Below are 19,886 nucleotides of genomic sequence, written 5' to 3' on the forward strand. Positions count from 1 at the left end.
CACCTGAAGGTCCCTGGAAGACCACCAGGTTGATAGGCTGGAGGTGTAAGCGGAGTAACCCGTTCAGCTTACCAGTACTAATAGACCGTGAGGCTTGACCTACTCTCCTCCTTTTCCCAGTACCCTCCTGTTGTCAAAGACTTGATTTTTTTGTTCTTTAAGTTATATTCTATATAGAGAAGAAGAGTTTTCCGGTGGTTATGCCGGCGGGGAAACACCCGTTCCCATTCCGAACACGGAAGTTAAGACCGCCAGGGCCGATGATACTGCGACTGTGAGGTCGTGGGAAAGTAGGACGCCGCCGGATTTAAAAATTAAAAGGGGATATGGACCTTAACAGTCTATATCCCCTTTTTTTGTTATCTGCAAATGAATTACCTTAAACTCCTGCCGCATAGAGTCTTAAATATTTCGAGTTTATGCAGGGAATTAAGAAAAATGAATCAACCTATTTCTTCATTTCAATATAATCATGTAAAAAAAGGTTGATTCCCTGCCTGTTTCACTATTTATGGCTGTAAACCCAATACGATTGACCTTTCTGTTCAGTTTTTCCGTGATTTTAGCTGCAACCGTTCCTTTTTCTTTATCAACTTCAGGTCTTATCCATCCAAGCTCGGAGACATAAACACCCAGGTTTTTATAAGTGCCATGATTTATTATCCTTCCCTCTATCCTGTCCGGGGGATTTTCTTCAAGTATCCCGTAAGGTGGATATACTTTGTCTACATTGAGTGGCTCCGTCAATAAGAATTCCCTGAACTTATCCATCTTTGCCCAGCTTCCTACTGAGGCATACCTGGGCAGCTGGTAAATATCAGTAAAAACCCCTGTGCTTGCCGGGTCCTGTGTGAATGAGGCAGTGTAGCCGTGTTTTTTTAACAGTTTCACAAATTCCTGATTATACTCTCCATAGGGGAATGCATAGAATTCGGGCCGGATACCAAGGATTTTCTTAAAGCGTTCCTGGCTTCTTAAAAGATCATCTTCGAGCAGTTTCAGGTATTCCCTGCGGGACATACCCTCGGGCCACCGGGCGAGCCTTTGGTGGGAATAGGAATGATTACCAAAAGTTGCCTTTTTGTATTTCATTATGTCCAGGATATCTTCAGATGTCATGAAATCAGGGTATCTATCCAAGGCTTCCATATATAAGAAGACTGTAAAGGGGAACCCGTATTTTTTTAACAGGGGGAATGCGTGTGTATACACGGACTTGTAGCCATCATCAATTGTTATGACAACAGTTTTTGGAGGTATATCAGCCTTGTCCCTGATAAGTGCAATGAGCTTGGCAAGGCTTACAACATTGTAGTGGTTATTTTTCAGATAAAGGAGTTGAGCCTCAAACTCTTCTGTGGCAATAGAGGTGCTCGGGCTTTTTGGTTCATCGAACTTATGATAAACAAACGCAGTGGCATAGCCTGTTTCTTCTGCCGCAGAGCAGGGGCTAATAAATAAAAGCAGGATCAATACGACAGGTATCGTAAACCTCAAGATTCGTGCTCCGTATTATATTATTAAGCCGCCTTACATACTCCTCTCTAAGTATGGAGTAATTATCAAGGTATTTGATAAGCTTTAATGAATGGGATGTATCTGTTCTCTGTTTCCTGAAGTCCTCATATGCCCAACTGACATTGATGTTGAATAGGTAGTCCTCAACTGCCTGGAGCGTAGATTCATACTTCGAGAGCCTTGCCTCTGATCCTGTAGCCTTTATTCCGGGGTTATTACCAAATGTCCAGGTACCAAAGATATTGTTTCCCTCGGCAAAGAACCTGGAACTTCCCCATCCGCTCTCAATAGCGGCTTGGGCAAGAATTATGCTGGGCGGATGGGTATTGAGACGGGAAAGAAGTTCATCAATCTTATCCGTCCGGTATTTTTCTGATAAGTCACTCAGCAAAGACAACTCGTTATCCTTTAATGCTATGCCCCTGGAGACCTTTTTCTCAATTTGCAGGAGTTCTCTCCTCTCTTTTTCTATGTCGTTTTTGGCAATAAGGATAGAGGGAAGTACTATCTTGATAAAAGCCTCTTTTCTTTCATCTGCAGTAAGCCCCTCAAGAGAGATAACAGATTTGTAAACTACAGGCTTTACTGCATTACAATCGAATTTTATCGCCTGCAGATCATCTATAGATGCCATATCCTTGTAGATGATCTCTATATTACTGCCATGTGTGCGAAGAACTTCCTTGCCGGAGAGCAGCAATACGGAAAAGGCAATCAGGGAGACGGTTACGGTAAGAAACCCTTTCATTATCTCAAAATACCTCTGTTATATTCAGCTTCATTAGTAATTATACCATATTTTGTAAAATACGTTAGCTTTATGGTTAAATAAAAATCCAATGGATTTTATATCTTGAAGTACAGGAGACTTTTGAGATGAAGAGGTATTTTGGTCGATATGGTGGAAGGTTCGTTCCGGAAACCCTGATTCCGGCACTTGAGGAGCTGGATGGGGCCTTTGGGAAGGTAACAAAGGAAAAGGGGTTTAAGGAGGAGTTTGGCAGTCTGCTCAGGGACTATGTTGGCCGGCCTACCCCTCTGTACTTTGCGTCGAGGCTGACCAGTTATCTTGGTGGTGCAAGGATATACCTGAAAAGAGAAGACCTTACCCATACAGGTGCCCATAAGATAAACAATGCTCTTGGTCAGGCTCTTCTTGCCAAGCGGATGGGAAAAGAGAGACTTATTGCCGAGACCGGGGCAGGTCAGCATGGCGTGGCCACCGCAACCGGGGCTGCACTGGTTGGGCTGAAGTGTGAAATCTATATGGGCTCTGAGGATATGGAGCGTCAGGCCCTTAATGTATTCAGGATGAGACTTCTCGGTGCAGATGTTTCAGAGGTTTCCCTAGGCTCAAGAACACTGAAAGACGCAATAAATGAGGCTTTACGGGACTGGACAACCAATGTAAGGACAACCCATTATATCCTGGGAACGGTTTTTGGTCCGCACCCATACCCTACAATGGTCAGGAAATTCCAGTCTGTTATAGGCATGGAGGCAAGGAGACAGATATTGAAGGCAGAGGGCAGGTTGCCGGATTACCTGATTGCCTGTGTTGGCGGAGGCAGTAATGCTCTGGGGCTTTTCCATGCCTTTCTCAGGGATGACGTGCGGATGATTGGGGTTGAGGCAGGAGGAAAGGGGATAGAGAGCGGGCTCCATGCTGCAAGGTTTGCAGGCGGTTCAGTTGGGGTTTTTCAGGGATGCAAGAGCTATCTCCTTCAGGATGAGGATGGGAATGTGCTTGGCACGCATTCTGTTTCTGCCGGACTGGATTATGCATCAGTCGGCCCTGAACACGCATTTCTCAAGGATGCAGGAAGGGCTGAATACACGTATGCAACAGACGTTGAAGCGCTTGAGGCCTTTGAAGTGCTCTCAAAGACCGAGGGGATTATTCCTGCCCTTGAGTCTGCTCATGCCCTTGCAGAGGTGATGAAGCTTGCCCCTATACTCTCTAAAAACAGGGTTGTAGTTGTTAACCTCTCAGGAAGAGGTGACAAGGATGTTGAACATGTTGCAAAAATCAAAGGGGCAATAAAACGATAATCCGTGATATTTATCCCGTCCGGACAGGGGGTAGGTGTTTTAAGCCGGGGTGACCCTTATGAAATATCGTTCTATGTCTGTCAGAGGCAGCTTCAGGGCAATGGTTTCTATATTAAAATTCTTGATTCTGCTTCCAAGTCTGGTTTGAGCCTCTTTTATCTCTTCACAATATGCTGGTCCCTTGCTCAGGATTAAAACGCCTCCCCTTGAGAGAATATTTTCGGTCTTTCTGATAAAGTCGTATGTCCTGAAGAGCGCCCTAGTTACGATAATATCGTAGGCTTCCCCCGCGGCACTCTTTGCATGCTCCTGAAGGCTGCTCTGAATTACTGCAATGTCGGTTAACCGGAGCTTATTGCATATGTGTCTCAGAAACCCGGCTTTTTTCCATGAGGGTTCCATCAGGGAGACGCTTAACTCAGGTTGTGCAATCTTGAGTACAACCCCTGGAAATCCGCCCCCGCTGCCCACATCAAGTACCCGGATATGCCTTGTCCTGACCCCTGGGAGGTCTGGAAAGACCTTCAGATAGAGCAGGGAATCCAGGAAGAGGCGGATGGCCATAGCCCTATCGTCCTTCAATCCTGTTATGTTGTATGCCTTTGACCAGGTCCGTAGCTCCCTGTGATAGAGGGCATATTTGTTCAGGATATCCTCATCAGGCTCTATCCCCAGCTCCTGTAACCCTGCGGTCAATATATCAAGGAAATCCTCTGCCACAGGCTGATTATTCTATCATTTCCGAGATATCCACACCAAGAGCGAGGTTATGGAGTATGTGGTCTATGGTGGCAACGACTCCGAAGTTAAGGAAGGTTGACTGCAATATGGTTTCAGGCGGGTTGAGTATCTCGTTGCGGATTGTTAAAAAGAGACGCCTCAGTCTCGTCCTTCTGTTATAGCTTGAGTTACGGATGATATCAGAGCATAGCTCACACATTGGGACGGCTTCTCTGCGGGCATAATCGAGAAACATCTCTGCTATCTTGAGAAATAAGCTGTCCGGGATATCACAGGTCTGTTTGCCCTTATAAGGTTTCAGCAACCTGTAGATGTTGTCCTCATGCATCCACCATGTCTCAAGGGGGAACTGGAACATATCTTTTTGATGGTAGCTCAGGGGTTTGTAGTCAGGGGTTTCAAGCATATATTCTACAGGTTCTATATTCTGCCAGCCCAGGATGTTTTTCAGGATAACCGTATCAAGTGGTATGGCAAATCCGTTGCTGAACCCCTTTTTCATAAAGTGCTTTATTAACTTAAGGAGATAATCTTCCTTTACAGGATAATAGCTCAGTTCTGAAAAATACTCCCTTTTTATGTCGTCATACGCCTCTTTTGTCAGATTTGTTATGATGATTGTGTCCTTGATGCCAACCTTCAGCTTCATGAGTATGGAGGCGAAAAAGTAATTATTACGTCCGAATTTTTTACCGATAAAAGCGGACATGGAGCCGTTTCCGTCAATAAGGCTTACCCAGAGGTCGACATATTTGTTCTTTCCTCCCCGGGAGAGGTCAGTAAAGAATGACATGTCCTCCGGCGGTAAAGGTAATTCCTGCATGAGGGATATATATGACCTTTCTGCTTCATCCTTCATAAGGGGGTTAAGGCAGGAGACACTGTAGATGATGTTTATTGCATCCTGTGTTGATGCCATCTCTATTGCCCTTAAAGCCGAGATGGAGACATCGCTGTCGTGGTGGTACGTGAGGTGTTCCAGAAAGCAGAGCACTTCGGGTTCTTCCGAGCCTGCCAGGTCTTCTATCATTCCGAGAAGTCCCTCTGGTTTGCTTTTTTCAATAATTACCTTATGAATGTCATAGAGTTTTGAGGGATTCGACCTTATCTGATCTACTATGAAATCCTCAAAGGAGTCCCTGAAATCTGTAAACTCCTCTACAAAGTCCTCAAACCCCTCCAGGCTTTCCAGGAGGTCTTCAGGCTCAAAGGCCGAAAGAATAATGGCCTTGTCCAGGTCTGATATGTTCTCTGTGCTGAGCACCTTCTTAAGCTCATTTATGAGCCATTCAGGAAGCGGTCGCGGGCTGTGCCTGTCAAGTATGAACTTCGTAAGTGTCAATATGTTATCTTTCTTTTGAGATGTGAATTTTTCAGTCCGGATCAATCTGAACAGAAGCCTCAGAACTGTATTGGGGTCTTCGTATATATATCTGGATACCTGCCGTCTCATATCCCTTGGTGGAAGGGCAATAAGTCTTCTGAGATCAGCAAGCTGGTTTTTTCTGGCCATCTACCTCTCCTTTATTCAGTAACCATAAATTAGGAAACAACCCAGGCAGTGTTCTCTATTGCCTGCTTCTTTCCCTTCTCTTTTTCTCGAGGGCTATCATAACAAGGGCTATGGCAGCTGGTGTGACTCCCGGGATGCGGCTTGCTTCACCTATATTTGAGGGTCTGACCTCTTCGAGTTTTCTCAGAACTTCACGGGAGAGTCCCGATATCCTGTCAAACTTGAAGTCAGGCGGAATGGTACGCCCCTCGATACGCTTCATCCTTTCCACCATCTCCATCTGACGTTTGATGTATCCCTTATATTTTATCTCTGTTTCAACAAGTTTTTCCAGTTCTTTATCAACTTCGTAAGGAGGAGGGCAGAGAGTCCTCAGAAAACCATAGGAGACTTCAGGACGTTTCAGTAGCTGGAGAAGCGGAGTTTTTTCAGTAATAGCTGAAGTCTTCAGGGATTCAAGTAAGGGGTTTGCCTCTTCTGCGCTGACCTTCAGGGAGTGGATTCTCTTTAACTCGGCCTCCAACAGTTCCTTTCTCCTGAGGAATCTCCTGTACTCTCCTTCACAGACAAGACCTGTCCCAAATCCCTTTTCCCTGAGCCTGAAGTCTGCATTGTCGTGCCTCAGCAGCAGCCTGTATTCCGCCCTTGATGTAAACATCCTGTACGGCTCTGACGTTCCCTTTGTGACAAGGTCGTCAATCAATACCCCTATGTATGCCTCATGTCGTTTAAGTACAAGGGGGGCTTCTGATCTGAGCTTTAGTGCTGCATTTATCCCGGCCATCAGACCCTGGGCCGCTGCCTCTTCATAACCGGAGGTTCCGTTTATCTGACCCGCAAGAAATAACCCTTCTGTTGACCTGGTCTCAAGGGTGTGTTTCAGCTGTGTCGGATAAACAAAATCATATTCAATTGCATAACCGGGCCTCATAATCTCAGCCTCTTCAAGTCCAGCAATGCTCCTGACGAGTTCAACCTGTATATCGTAGGGCAGGCTTGTGGATATGCCGTTGGCATAATACTCCTTTGTCTGAAGCCCCTCTGGTTCAAGGAAGACCTGGTGCCCCGGCCTGTCGGAGAATCTCACGACCTTGTCTTCTATGGATGGACAGTACCTCGGTCCAACACCCTTTATCCTGCCGCTGTATAAAGGGGAGCGGTCGAGGCTGTCAAGGATAATCCTGTGTGTCCTTTCGTTTGTATGTGTTATAAAGCATGGCAGTTGAGGATTGGTTATTGTGTCTGTAGAGTAGGAAAACGGTATCGGAGGGTCATCACCTGACTGTTCCGTGGTCCTTGAGAAATCTATGCTCCTTGAGTCTATCCTTGGTGGTGTCCCTGTCTTTAGCCTTCCCAGTCTTAATCCGAGCTCTTTCAGGGAGTCTGAAAGGCCAAGGGATGGAAACTCTCCGGCCCTGCCCGCAGCGTGGCTGTCAAGCCCTATGTGGATCAATCCTTTTAAAAATGTGCCGGTTGTAATAATTACAGCCCCTGCTCCATAAAATGCTTCATGCGAGGTTGATACGCCCGTGACGTGTCCGTCCTTTGTGTTTATCCTTTCAACAGATGCCTGTTTTATTGTCAGCTTCGGTTCTGATTCAAGTACTTCGCGCATTGTAAGACGGTAAAGCACCCTGTCTGCCTGGGCCCTGAGTGACCAGACGGCCGGTCCTTTACTGCTGTTCAGCATCCTGAATTGTATGCCGGCCCTGTCTGTGACCCTGGCCATCTCTCCCCCGAGTGCATCTATCTCTCTTACGAGGTGTCCCTTTGCAAGCCCGCCTATTGCAGGGTTGCAGGACAACTGTGCAATGGTGTCGAGGTTCATGGCAAAGAGGCATGTCGAAAGCCCCATCCGTGCAGAAGCAAGTGCAGCCTCACATCCTGCGTGGCCACCACCTACAACTATGATGTCATATTCAGATTCAGTATACATTTCAGTGGTCAGGGGGCTTCCTCGTTAAACATTATAATGTTTTCTTAACTCGCTTATCTTCTTGTAACCTTCCGGACTAAGTTTTTTGAGGTCGCTTTCGGCTTCTTCGAGTCTTTCAGTCACTTTTGCCTTCAGATCTTCAGGGGTTTTCTCTGCTGCCAATAATCCTACATAGAGGGATGAGACGGCATAGAGGAAACTGATATTTTCCTGGTCCACTTCAAGCAGTCTCTGAAATACAAGCGTGGGAAACAGGGGGTTGTCGACAGCATATACAATGTCGTACATCTTGTCGATTATCAGGGACTCATTAATCATCACATCAACATCAACTACCGGTCTTCCCTTGTCATCCTTGTCAAGATACTCAAAACCCTTCACTGCCTTGATAGTCTCCTGAAAACATTTCTTCTCACAGAAAAATGCCGGGATGTTTATACAGAAAAGTCCGTGAACCATATAGAAGAGCTTTCCATCCTGTCGCTCCCTAACTACCCGTATTTCCTTGCCGCATTTGTCACAGTGTGTTATCAGATTTGTTGCCATGCATGCTCCTTTCATAACAGAAATATTGTCAGACTCAGGCAGTTCTTAAGCTCGGTCTCTACCTTTTATGGTAATAACTGTCCGGTCGATATTGCAAGCCCGCCAAAAGAATATGAACTTCCAGCTTGTCTCCGGGATAGAGGTGAAGGCGTTAAAAAGGCTGTCTGTTTTCCTTCCGGCAGATTTTTCGGGTTTACCTCGTGTGTTGATTGGTGGTATACTAATTCTCATTTTTGGAGATATATTTGAATAGAAACAGACTCTTAAAGGAAGACTTGAAAGGTGTGTTTAAAGGATTATTAATGAGGCTTGTCTTGAGGTTATCTTCTTTCAGTGCAACCAGGATTTTATGTATTCTGTTTTGCCTGTCCCTGCTCTTTTCTTATGCCGTCCCAGCCCTTGCCGCCCAGGAAGCCCCGATAGTGAAAGTGATTGAGATCAAGGGCATGAAGAGGGTTGATGAGGGTGCGATTCGTAAAAGACTTTCCCAGAAAGCAGGACAGCCCCTTGCAGAAGATAATATATCGAAGGATATAAAGAGCATTTACAAGATGGGTTATTTTGAGGATGTAAGGGTGGAGGCCGAACCATTTGAAGGCGGTCTGAAGATAATATATATAGTAAAGGAAAAACCAACGATTGTTAAGGTTGGGTTTCAGGGCAACAGGGAATATGATGACGATAAGCTCAGGGAGCAGATAACCATTACTTCAGGTGCAATCGAGGATGCAACTCTTATCCGGGATAATGTTCATAGACTGAGGGTGTTTTATGAAGGTGAGGGCTACTGGCTTGCCGGTATTGTGCCTGTTGTCAGAAAGATTACAGAAAATGAGGTTTCTCTGACCTTCCTGATCAAAGAGGGCGAAAAGGTGAAGATAAAGGAGATCAGGATAAAGGGGAACCAGGCGTTATCCGACCGAGAGATTAAAAAGGTTATGCAGACAAAGAGCTGGGGTCTCCTGTCATTCATTACATCTGCAGGGTATTATAAAGAGTCCGAAATGAAGGCGGATATAGAGAGGATCAGGAATCTTTACTATGACAACGGTTATCTTAATGTCGTGGTATCCGGTCCTGAAACAAAGCTTACACCGGACAGGACGGGGATGATAGTCAGTCTCACTATCTCCGAAGGGCCTCAATACAGGGTTTCAACCATCAGGTTTGCGGGCAATAAGGCCTATGACGACAAAACCCTTATGGCATTTTTCCCGCTCAGGTCAGGAGAGGTCTTCAGCAGGAAGAAGCTGAGGGAAGGGATCAGGAAAATCACAGACTTTTATTCCGAGAAGGGATATGCCCTTGCTTCTGCGGAGCCTGATATTGTGCCTGACGAGAAGGCTCACAAGGTTTCCATAATTATGAATATTGACGAAGGTGATATCTTCAGGGTCGGCAGGATAGAGATATCGGGTAATTCCAGGACAAAGGATAAGGTTATAAGGAGGGAGATGAGGCTGGACGAGGGGGATATCTTCAACAGCAAACTGCTCAGGCGGAGTTATGAACGGATAAACAATCTGAACTTCTTTGAAACAGTAGACCTCGTGCCCAAGCCGGAGGTTGAGAAGAAGGTAATTGATATTGATATAAAGGTAAAAGAGAAGGCGACCGGTTTTTTGAGTATCGGCGGCGGATACAGTACTGTAGATAGGCTTGTGGCCATGTTGGACCTTACACAGGGAAATCTGTTCGGCACGGGCAGATATATAAAGTTGAAGGGAGAGTTTGGCGGAAGGTCAACATTTTATGAAATTTCATACAAGGACCCATGGTTTCTTGACAGGCCGGTCTCTCTGACCCTGAGTGCTTACAATACAGAGAGAGACTATATCGGGTATAACAAGAAGGCAACTGGCGGGTCGGTAGGGTTTGGCAAGAGATTTAATGATTACTGGAGCTCAAGTCTTGGGTACAGGTATGAGCAGGTAACAATATTCAATGTGTCGGAGGATGCCTCCAATATTATTAAGGAACAGATCGGTACCAACATTACAAGCAGTATAACTCCTGCTGTTGTCAGGGATTCAAGAGATAATTATCTCGACCCTTCAAACGGTTCAAGGAACTCCCTCTTTGTGACTTATTCCGGGCTTGGGGGTGATAACTATTTTGTTAAGGGTTTGCTTGATTCAAAGTGGTTTTTCCCGGTTGGAGAGACAACGGTTTCTCTCAGGGGAAGGGTGGGTTATGCAAGTGGTCTCTTTGACAGAAAACTCCCCCTTTATGAGAGGTTTTACGTAGGGGGTATGTACACCATCAGGGGACTTGACTTTGGAGAGGGTGGACCAAGGGACGAAAACGGCGATGTAATAGGAGGCACAAAGGAGTTGTTATTTAATGCCGAGTATATCGTTCCCCTGCTGGACGAGATCAGGCTTAAGGGAGTTGTCTTTTTTGACCTCGGACGTGCCTATGGAAGCTCCGAGACCTTTGGTAGTGACCTGAGGTATACAACAGGTGCCGGTATCAGGTGGGTTTCACCTATAGGTCCTATTAGGATAGAATATGGATATAACATTGACAGGAGAGACGATGAGAGTACCGGCAGGATAGAATTTGCATTCGGGAGTTTCTTTTGATGGACGTTTGCCTGAATGTCGTAATGATTATACCTAAAAAGGAGGATAGAGTTTAATGAAAAGAGTGGGGATTCTATTGATAATAGGACTGCTTTTCAGCAGTCTTGCCTATGGGGCGGATTTAAAGATCGGGTATGTGAATCTTCAGAAGGCATTAAACGAGTCTGAAGGAGGCAGGAAGGCAAAGGCTGACCTTGATGAAATAATCAAGGCCAAGCAGGTAGTCATAGACAAGAAGGGAAAGGAACTTGAGAAACTGAAGGCAGACCTGGATAAACAGTCGGCCCTGCTTTCAGAGGATGCAAAAAAGGCCAAACAGGAAGACCTTGACAGGAAGATGAGGGATTTTCAGCGGTTTGTTCAGGATGCACAGGCAGAAGTCAAGAAGCGGGAATCCGAATTCACTAACGAGCTTCTGAAGGATTTAAGAAAGATTATAGCCGCGATTGGCAAGGAAGAGCACTATACTCTGATACTTGAAAGAGTTGAGGGCTTTGTCCTCTATGCCGATAAATCCATTGACCTTACTGAAAAGGTTATAAATAAATACAATGAAAAGATGAAGGATGGGAAGTGAGACTCAGGGAGTTGGCGGCTAAAATTGATGCAAAGCCCCTCTCAGATATCGATGTTGAGATAAAAGGGGTTGGGGGCATGGATTCTCTAAAAGAAGGATATTTAACCTACATTACGAGTAATAAATTGATCCCCCAGCTCAGGGCCTCCGCTGCTGCAGCGGTCATTGTCAAGGAGCCAATCCCTGAGATTGATATTCCACAGATTGCTGCTGAAAATCCACTTCTTGCCTTTGCCAGGGCACTGGAAGTCTTTTATGTGCAGCCTCACCGCCCTGAAGGTGTGATGCCAGGGGCCACTGTTTCTGATTCCGTCAGGCTTGGCAGGGATGTAACCGTTTATCCGATGACCTTTCTTGCTGAAGGCGTTATTGTCGGAGACAGGACTGTGGTATACCCCGGAGTCTTCATTGGGAAGGAGTCTTCCATAGGTGAAGACTGCGTTATCCATCCGAATGTTACCATCCGTGAAGGGGTGACGATTGGATCGAGGGTGATAATTCATTCAGGGACTGTAATCGGTTCTGATGGTTTCGGCTATGTCTTCTCAGACGGCAGACACTGCAAGATACCCCAGGTTGGAGGGGTGATTGTTGAGGATGATGTGGAGATTGGCGCCTCCGTTACCATAGACAGGGCAACTACCGGTAACACAAGGATCGGAGAAGGTACAAAGATAGACAATCTGGTGCAGGTAGGCCATAACGTAAGCATAGGTAAACATTGTATTATAGTGGCACAGGTGGGTATAGGCGGGAGCACGGAGATAGGGAATTACGTGACCCTGGCCGGACAGGTAGGTGTTTCAGATCATGTACACATAGAGGATGGCTGTATAGTGGGAGCAATGTCAGGGGTTGTCGGCAGGCTTCAGAAAGGTGTTTATTCCGGTATTCCGGTAATGCCGCATTTTAAATGGCTCAGAGTGAGGGCCCTTTATGAGAGGCTTCCTGAATTGCAGAAAAAGATAAATGAGATTGAAAAAAAAGTAAGCACTGTAGAGAAAGGAGACAGGGATGATTGATGTTAAAGAGGTTATGAAAGCTTTGCCCCACAGATATCCCTTTCTGATGCTTGACAGGGTTACAGAGGTTGAGGAGGGAAAACGGGCTGTGGGAATCAAGAATCTCACCATGAATGAATCATTTTTTCAGGGTCATTTCCCCGGAAACCCTATAATGCCCGGAGTGCTTATCGTCGAGGCCCTGGCGCAACTGTCAGGTGTCCTTGCCTATAAGTCAGGCGCTGCAGGCAAGGTCACTTATTTTTTGAGTATAGAGAAGGCTAAGTTCAGGAAACCCGTGGTGCCGGGTGATCAGCTGAGGTTGGAGGTTAATGTTCTGAGAGGGCGGGGGACGATCTGGAGATTTTCAGGCACTGCCCATGTAGGAGATAAGCTTGTAGCAGAGGCAGAGTTTACAGCTATGGTTACTGACAGGGAGCTGTAGGTATTGATAGGTATGAGATTGATTGAAGAATTCCGGATTGCAAAGAGGAGATAGTTATGTCTGAGATACATGCTACAGCAATAATTCATGATGGTGCTGAAATCGATGAAGATGTCACGATAGGACCATTCTGTATAATCGGGGGCAATGTAAAGATAAAAAAAGGTACGAGACTCATGAACAATGTAATAATTGAAGGTGATGCCGAGATTGGCGACTCCTGTACCGTTTATCCCTTTACAAGTATCGGTCTCCCACCTCAGGACCTTAAATACAAGGATGAGCCTACCGGCGTAAGGATTGGTGATCGGAATATAATTCGTGAGTATATATCGATCCATCGTGGCTCAGTGGGAGGCGATGGATATACAGTGCTTGGTGATGACAATTTCCTGATGGCCTATATCCATATAGCACATGACTGCAAAATTGGAAACAGGACTGTAATGGCAAATGCAGTCACCCTTGCAGGACATGTGAAGATAGAGGATTGTGCCGTAATAGGGGGAATTGTGGCAGTACACCAGTTTAACAGGATTGGTGCATATGCAATGGTGGGCGGTTTCAGTGGTGTGACACAGGATGTGCCTCCCTATATGGTTTCATCAGCCCTGGGTTCAAAGTTAAGGCTTTATGGACTTAATATGGTCGGACTGAAGAGGTATGGTTTTTCTGCAGAGACGCTTTCGGAGTTGAAGAGAGCTTATAATATCCTCTTCAGGGAGGGCTTGACCCTCAAGGATGCCATAAAAAAAGTGCAGGAAGAGCTTCCCTATACTGAAGAGATAGCTCATCTTATCGAGTTTATTAATGCGAACAGGAGGGGTATCTGCAGGCCCGGCAAAAAAGTCGCCGGAGAGAAATAAAGCCGAATAATCCGCAGATTTAGCAGATGAGCCGGATTTTCGGAATCCAGAATCAGGTTTGGGGAATCTAATAAAAATCAAGAGATCAGGAGACGCAGTCTATTTGCATTGCCAGGCCTGAAAGGGATGTAAAGGCTCATGATTTTTCTTTTTGGAATGAAATGAAAAAAATCGGTATTGTATCCGGAAAAGGTGAACTTCCCTGCCTGCTTGCCAGGGAGGCAAGGAGACTTGGCTATTATGTGGTAGTAATAGCACTTGACCCTATTGCCGGCCCTATGAACGGGTGTGCAGATGAGGTGAAGAGAATAAATGTGGGCAGGCTTGGTGAGATAATAAAGACTTTGAAGGCCTCAGGTGTTCAGGAGGCAATAATGGCAGGGAAGGTCTCGAAGAGTCTCATCTACCAGGGCAAGATTATGCCTGATATAAGGGCGGTAAAGCTGCTCTTCACCTTGAAGGACAGAAAGGACGATACCATTCTTCAGGCCATAACTGATGAGATAGAGTCAGAGGGGATAAGAATGCTGAAGACAACGGACTTTGCCAAAGAGATGCTTATGCCGGCCGGGCTTCTCACTCAGCGCAGAACCACTCCGGAAGAGGATAAGGATATTGCGTTTGGTCTTGGTATTGCAAAAGAGATAGGCAGGGTTGATATAGGGCAGACTGTTGTGGTTAAAGGCAGGGCTGTAATGGCGGTTGAGGCTATAGAGGGGACGGATGAGGCGATCCGCAGGGGGGGGAAGCTTGCTGGAGATGGAGCGGTAGTTGTGAAGGTGAGTAAGCCCCAGCAGGATATGCGATACGATGTCCCTGTGGTCGGTCTTGATACATTAAGGGCAATGATTGAGGTGAGGGCATCTGTCCTTGCTGTTGAGAAGGGAATGGCCCTTATCATACAGCGTCAGGAGATGATCTCCACGGCAAATGAGGCCGGGCTCTCAATAATAGGAGTTTGAGGGCATTTTAAAGTTATTGCAAGAAGTTTTTGCGGTTTTTTGTAAACCTTCCTGAAATCTTCGTAAAAAAATGGTATAATATTTAGAGGGATTTTATGCTTTTTACTTTTAGTATCAAGGGTCTTGTTGAATAGTATCCACTTCAAACGGGGGGAGACAATAAGGATGCTGCCAAAGAGAGACAACATTGATGAAATATCTAAATAGATTGCTCCCGCTTTTAGTCCTTCTCTTCACAGCGTTATTACTCATGCTGCTCTGTTATTCAGGAAAGAAACATAATGATGAGATGCTGAAAAGGCATGTCCTTTCATTGTTGGAGGGCTCAAGGGTAAGGCTTACCGAGACCATCAAGACAAGGGTTCTTGCCATTGAGGCACTTTCAGAACACCTTCAGGGCCATCTCTGGAAGGGAGACCCGATTGAAGAGATGAGAGAGATGTTTATCATGATCTCCGATCCCGTATACAGAACTTTTAAAGGGTTTCAGACCATTAACTGGGTTAACAGGGATGGTATTATCGAGTGGACGTATCCCCCTAATGGTGAAGAGCTTGTGAAGGCAATGGCCGGTGACTATTCACAGGAAGCTATACTGAAGGCTGAGAAGTACCGTTCTTTCAGTATTACGCCGGTTATAGAAACAGCCGGTAATAAGCCTGTAGTGGCGGTTTATTACCCAGTTGTGGACAAAAGGGGTGAAATAAAGGGATATGTAGATGGTGTATTTGAGATAAATTCCCTTATTGACGCTTCTGTTACAGACAGGCTTGATGTTGATTTCATGGTGATGCAGGATGGGAAGGCTCTGTTTTCATCGCGAAGTGAACCACTTGAAGGCGGGTGGCCCGGAAATCGTGACCTCTCTCTTATTAACAGTAGCATGGCGGAGGATGTTGTTGAGATTTCCGGTCTCTCCTTGACCCTCCGGATGTGGCCGACAGAGAGGCTGATAAGACTTTACAGGGTTACACACAGGTGGCAGTGGCCCATCCTGATAGGGCTGCCTTTTATGGCGCTTGCTCTCTCCTATGCTGTTTATATACTTCAGAGACATTACGTTGAACTCAAGACAAAGGACAGGGCACTTCAGGAGTCCGAGATAAAATTCCGCTCCCTTGTTGAACATTCCCTTGCCGGGGTATATCTGATTCAGGATGGCCTCTTCAGGTATGTTAATCCGAGGTTTTGTGAGGTCTTTGGTTATAATTCTCCGGAGGAGATCATCGATAAGAAGGGACCTCTGGACCTTACCCGTTCATCTGACTGGCCTGTGGTTGAGGAAAACCCCGTAAGGAGGCATGAAGGAGAGGTTGAGTCAATAAACTATGTCCTCAAGGCAGTAAAAGCCAACGGTGAGGTTTTTGACATCGAGGTATATGGGGCAAATACCCTTTTCAACGGCAGGCCTGCAGTTATAGGAATGCTTCTTGATATAGCGGATAAGAAGAGGCTTGAGGAGCAGCTGAGGCAGTCGCAGAAGCTTGAATCAATAGGCTTGCTGGCGGGTGGCATTGCCCATGATTTCAACAACATCCTTATGGCTATAACAGGATATGCCTCCCTTCTGAATATGAAGTTGAAAGACGGAGCACTCAGGAACCATGTGGATCAGATACTGAAGGCATCCGACAGGGCAGCAAACCTGACGCATGGCCTGCTTGCCTTCAGCCGCAGACAACTGCTCCAGCCACAGCCGGTATATTTCGGGAGGATAATAAGAGATTTCGAGAAGATTTTAAGGCGTGTTATTCCTGAAAATATAGAGTTTGTTATAGATCTCAAGGACACAAAGGCCGTTATGGTAGATCAGGGGCAGATAGAGCAGGTGATAATAAACCTTGCCACAAATGCCAGGGATGCCATGTCAGAGGGTGGAAAACTCATTATTGAGACATTCGAGGTTGCCTTTGATGAGGCTTATCTTGAGGGACATTCATGGGTCAACAAGGGTGGCGGCTTTGTCTGTCTCTCCATCAGTGACACAGGTGACGGGATGGCTCCGTCTGTAAAAGAGCATATTTTTGAGCCTTTTTTTACCACAAAGGGGGTAGGTAAGGGTACCGGGTTAGGCCTTTCGACTGTTTACGGTATCATCAAACAACATAATGGTTTTATCCATGTTTACTCTGAGAAGGGTAAGGGAACAACCTTCAAGGTCTACCTTCCTGTAACAGAGTCGGAGCCGGTAGATATAGGCCATGTTTCAGAGTCTCCCATAAGTGGTGGTTCAGAGACCATCCTCCTGGCTGAGGATGAGAATAACGTGAGGGAGACGATCAAGGAGGCCCTGGAGGAATATGGTTACACCGTGTTTGTTGCACGTGACGGTGAGGAGGCAATGAAGCTTCTGGATGAGAAATCCGGAGAAATTGACCTTATGATACTTGATGTTGTTATGCCGAAAGAGGGCGGAAAGGAAGTGTATGAAAAGGCAAAGGGGCTTGGTTTCAGGGGAGATGTGATTTTTATAAGTGGATACACTATAAGTACCATACAGAACTTTATTCTTGAAGAGGGTATCAATGTTCTTACAAAACCCTTTAGGCCTGTTACGCTTGTGAGAAAGGTGAGAGAGGTCCTGGATAGCAGTGAAAAGAAATGATGAGTATTCAATCCTGGTAGTTGATGATGACGCAGCAGTAAGGGATGTGCTTGTCCTGTTGCTCAGGGATGTTGGCTATAAAGTCACTGATACGGGCAGTCCTGAGGAAGCGCTCAAGCTGATCTCCGAGAAGTCTTTTGATCTTGTCCTTTCAGATATTATCATGCCGGAGATGGATGGCCTGACACTCCTGAAGAAGATTCATCTCAAGGTCTCAGACCTTCCCGTTATATTGCTGACAGCCTATCCTGATCTCGAGCTTTCTATTGAGGCCTTAAAACATGGCGCCCATGATTTCATTATCAAACCCTTTAATCTGGATTACGTACTGCATGCTGTAAAAAAGGCCCTGAATTACTGTGAAGGGGTGAGGCTTCAGAAGGAATACAATAAGAGGCTTGAAAATACAGTAATCGAAAGGACGGCGGAACTCCGGGAGGCCCTCCAGAAGATAAAGGCTGCGAGCATGGAGATAATAGAGAGGCTCACGGTGGCGGCTGAATACAGGGATGAGGATACAGCAAGCCATATACGGAGGATAAGCCTTTATTCAAGGCTTATGGCTGAAGAACTTAGTATGCCTCCGGATTTTATTGAAAATATAACATACGCAAGTCCCATGCATGATGTTGGAAAGATAGGAATACCGGATGGTATACTCCTTAAACCAGGCAAGCTGACAGCGGAGGAGTTTGAGATTGCGAGGGGGCATGCCGACATAGGGTATGAAATTTTAAGGGGGTCATCCTATCCGGTCATACAGATGGGCTCCTCGATTGCGCTAACCCACCATGAGAGATGGGACGGTACAGGTTATCCCTCGGGGCTCAGAGGAGAAGAGATCCCTGTTGAGGGCAGGATTGTGATGCTTGTTGACCAGTATGATGCCTTAAGGTCTACAAGGCCATACAAAAGGGGATTCAGTCACGAGGATACTTATGAGATTATCACTGTGGGGGATGGACGGACAATGCCGGCTCATTTCGACCCCTCGATGTTCGATCTCTTCTTAAGGATACACAAGGAGTTTCAAAATATTTTTGATAAAAATATATAGTCATGATTAGCGTTGTGCAATCCTTTCCTTGTCGCCACCTTGTTCTAACTCAGCCCTGAGACTCTCCACGCGATTCCGGAAATCGGTTGTGAGTCTGGCTGGAATGGTGCGATTCCTTGGAAGCTTGATCTTTAGAGGATTAAGGAATTTACCTTGACGCTTTATGCTGTAATGCAGATGCGGGCCTGTTGAAAGCCCTGTACTTCCAACATAAGCTATAATGTTGCCCTGGCTGACCTTCTTGCCCTTTCTTATTCCCTTCTTTATCCTTGAGAGGTGTCCGTAATATGTTTCATAGCCGTTGGGATGCTTTATTATTACGAGCTTGCCGTATCCACCCTTCCAGCCGGCAAACCTGACAGTACCGTTACCTGCAGCTGAGACCGGTGTCCCCCGGGGTGCTGCATAGTCAATACCTCGGTGGGCCCTGTAGGTTTTCAGGATAGGATGCTTTCTCCTGTAAGTAAATCCGGAACTTATGTATCTGAACCTGAGGGGAGCCCTCATGAGGGCCTTTTTGAGAGAACTCCCTTTACTGTCATAGTAGCCGGTCCTTCCGTCTACCTCAAACCCGTAAGCCTCGTAGGTTTTTCCATTGTTTGTAAATTCTGCGGCAAGTATTTTGCCGTATCCCTTGAAGACGCCATTGAGCCACAGCTCTTCTACAAGCAGCCTGTAACTGTCTCCCCGTCTCAATTCAGTAACAAAATCAATGCTGGATTCAAATATCTCGGCCATGTCAAAGGCAATCCTCACGTGTTCCCTGTCGTTGCCGATGGAATTGATGAGGTTGTCTCTTATGGTCCCGGTAATAACCGATTGACGCTTGTCGTATGCAACCCTGACCTTTTCTGCTGTGAAGCCTTTTGGACCTTTTATTACCTTCAGGTAGTGAGAGTCGTCTATTGAATATCTGAAGTTCTTTATCTCTTCTCTCTCAGACCCGTTCAGCCTGAGAGTGTTTATCACATAGGAGCGGTTAGGTTTTACCTTTATGAGGTTATAGACTTCCTTTGAAGCCCTGGTGAGTTTGTAGAGGGTCGGCATGTCAAGCTCATGTCTCTTAAAGATATCGAAGAGTGTTTCCCCTTTTTTTATAATCCCCGTTATCTCTGTAATTTCAGGGAAGGGCAGTGATATGGGATGTCCCGAGTAGTCATCAGTCGGGGTTTCTCTTCCAGAGAGACTGTTGAGATAAAAGGCAAGAAAAAAAATCATTACAAGTAATAAACCTGACAGTGCTTTCTTCATGCTGATATTATATTATGTTGGGGTGCTTATTGCCAAGTAAAATTGTTCTTTCCCGGAATGGCGATAGGGTTGGCAATAGAGACGGATACTGAGTTTTCACTCATTCTCGTCCCGGCATCCAGCCGGGGCTCCGAGGGAATTATCACGGCTCACCATCCAGGTGAGCCATATGTGATAATTAAATCTGTTCAAACTCGGTATCCGCCTCTATTGTCAAAAGTTGACAGGTTT

General features: G+C 45.9%; 16 protein-coding genes and 2 rRNA genes. 11 read left to right on the forward strand and 7 right to left on the reverse strand.

Annotation, left to right across the window (positions count from 1 at the left end):
• A 23S ribosomal RNA gene (locus VST71_02680) occupies nt 1–102 on the forward strand; the annotation flags it as partial.
• Between the two features lie 88 nt (nt 103–190).
• Nucleotides 191–307, forward strand: a 5S ribosomal RNA gene (rrf, locus tag VST71_02685).
• Between the two features lie 149 nt (nt 308–456).
• On the opposite strand, the gene VST71_02690 is transcribed toward rrf, so the two are convergent.
• Nucleotides 457–1,497, reverse strand: a complete 1,041-nt coding sequence (locus VST71_02690; GenBank protein MEC4684625.1) for a polysaccharide deacetylase family protein — start codon at nt 1,495–1,497, stop codon at nt 457–459.
• A complete protein-coding gene (locus VST71_02695) occupies nt 1,451–2,266 on the reverse strand; it encodes a glucosaminidase domain-containing protein (protein ID MEC4684626.1) in 816 nt (271 codons plus the stop codon). The genes VST71_02690 and VST71_02695 overlap by 47 nt, the downstream gene beginning before the upstream one ends.
• Nucleotides 2,267–2,394: 128 nt before the next feature.
• Here VST71_02695 and trpB point away from each other — a divergent pair, with 128 nt between their 5' ends.
• Nucleotides 2,395–3,570, forward strand: a complete 1,176-nt coding sequence (trpB, locus tag VST71_02700) for a tryptophan synthase subunit beta (GenBank protein MEC4684627.1) — start codon at nt 2,395–2,397, stop codon at nt 3,568–3,570.
• Between the two features lie 39 nt (nt 3,571–3,609).
• Here the strand turns inward: trpB and rsmG are convergent, their stop codons facing one another.
• Genes rsmG through VST71_02720 form a run of 4 tightly spaced genes read right to left on the reverse strand, consistent with a single transcriptional unit; the run spans nt 3,610 to nt 8,306 of the window.
• Nucleotides 3,610–4,266: a 16S rRNA (guanine(527)-N(7))-methyltransferase RsmG gene (gene rsmG, locus VST71_02705; protein MEC4684628.1), complete on the reverse strand. Its 657-nt coding sequence runs from the start codon at nt 4,264–4,266 to the stop codon at nt 3,610–3,612.
• Nucleotides 4,267–4,297: 31 nt separating this feature from the next.
• A complete protein-coding gene (locus tag VST71_02710; protein MEC4684629.1) occupies nt 4,298–5,824 on the reverse strand; it encodes a hypothetical protein in 1,527 nt (508 codons plus the stop codon).
• A 55-nt stretch (nt 5,825–5,879) separates the two neighbouring features.
• Nucleotides 5,880–7,760, reverse strand: coding sequence for a tRNA uridine-5-carboxymethylaminomethyl(34) synthesis enzyme MnmG (mnmG, locus tag VST71_02715; protein ID MEC4684630.1), 1,881 nt, complete (start codon nt 7,758–7,760; stop codon nt 5,880–5,882).
• Between the two features lie 24 nt (nt 7,761–7,784).
• On the reverse strand, nt 7,785–8,306 hold the full coding sequence (locus VST71_02720; protein ID MEC4684631.1) for a hypothetical protein: 522 nt from the start codon (nt 8,304–8,306) through the stop codon (nt 7,785–7,787).
• A 245-nt stretch (nt 8,307–8,551) separates the two neighbouring features.
• On the opposite strand from VST71_02720, the gene bamA reads away from it, so the two are divergent.
• From bamA to VST71_02760, 8 genes are all read left to right on the forward strand, one after another.
• Nucleotides 8,552–10,891 carry an outer membrane protein assembly factor BamA gene (gene bamA / locus VST71_02725; GenBank protein ID MEC4684632.1) on the forward strand — a complete coding sequence of 780 codons (2,340 nt, stop codon included), beginning with the start codon at nt 8,552–8,554 and terminating at the stop codon, nt 10,889–10,891.
• A 55-nt stretch (nt 10,892–10,946) separates the two neighbouring features.
• A complete protein-coding gene (locus VST71_02730; protein ID MEC4684633.1) occupies nt 10,947–11,468 on the forward strand; it encodes an OmpH family outer membrane protein in 522 nt (173 codons plus the stop codon).
• A gap of 11 nt (nt 11,469–11,479) precedes the next feature.
• Nucleotides 11,480–12,490 carry a UDP-3-O-(3-hydroxymyristoyl)glucosamine N-acyltransferase gene (gene lpxD / locus VST71_02735; GenBank protein ID MEC4684634.1) on the forward strand — a complete coding sequence of 337 codons (1,011 nt, stop codon included), beginning with the start codon at nt 11,480–11,482 and terminating at the stop codon, nt 12,488–12,490.
• On the forward strand, nt 12,483–12,914 hold the full coding sequence (gene fabZ / locus VST71_02740; protein ID MEC4684635.1) for a 3-hydroxyacyl-ACP dehydratase FabZ: 432 nt from the start codon (nt 12,483–12,485) through the stop codon (nt 12,912–12,914). The genes lpxD and fabZ overlap by 8 nt, the downstream gene beginning before the upstream one ends.
• A gap of 56 nt (nt 12,915–12,970) precedes the next feature.
• The gene (gene lpxA, locus VST71_02745; GenBank protein MEC4684636.1) at nt 12,971–13,780 is read left to right on the forward strand and encodes an acyl-ACP--UDP-N-acetylglucosamine O-acyltransferase; all 810 of its coding nucleotides are present in this window, start codon (nt 12,971–12,973) and stop codon (nt 13,778–13,780) included.
• A 161-nt stretch (nt 13,781–13,941) separates the two neighbouring features.
• Entirely contained in the window at nt 13,942–14,742 is an 801-nt protein-coding gene (gene lpxI / locus VST71_02750) for a UDP-2,3-diacylglucosamine diphosphatase LpxI (protein MEC4684637.1), read from the forward strand.
• 190 nt (nt 14,743–14,932) lie between these two features.
• Nucleotides 14,933–17,347, forward strand: coding sequence for an ATP-binding protein (locus VST71_02755; GenBank protein ID MEC4684638.1), 2,415 nt, complete (start codon nt 14,933–14,935; stop codon nt 17,345–17,347).
• Nucleotides 17,334–18,404 carry a response regulator gene (locus tag VST71_02760; GenBank protein MEC4684639.1) on the forward strand — a complete coding sequence of 357 codons (1,071 nt, stop codon included), beginning with the start codon at nt 17,334–17,336 and terminating at the stop codon, nt 18,402–18,404. The genes VST71_02755 and VST71_02760 overlap by 14 nt, the downstream gene beginning before the upstream one ends.
• Before the next feature lie 6 nt (nt 18,405–18,410).
• Here VST71_02760 and VST71_02765 read toward each other — a convergent pair whose 3' ends face one another.
• Entirely contained in the window at nt 18,411–19,622 is a 1,212-nt protein-coding gene (locus VST71_02765; GenBank protein MEC4684640.1) for a peptidoglycan DD-metalloendopeptidase family protein, read from the reverse strand.
• Between the last annotated feature and the right edge of the window lie 264 nt (nt 19,623–19,886).

It is taken from the genome of Nitrospirota bacterium, from assembly GCA_035873375.1.
Lineage (GTDB): Bacteria > Nitrospirota > Thermodesulfovibrionia > Thermodesulfovibrionales > JdFR-85 > BMS3Bbin07.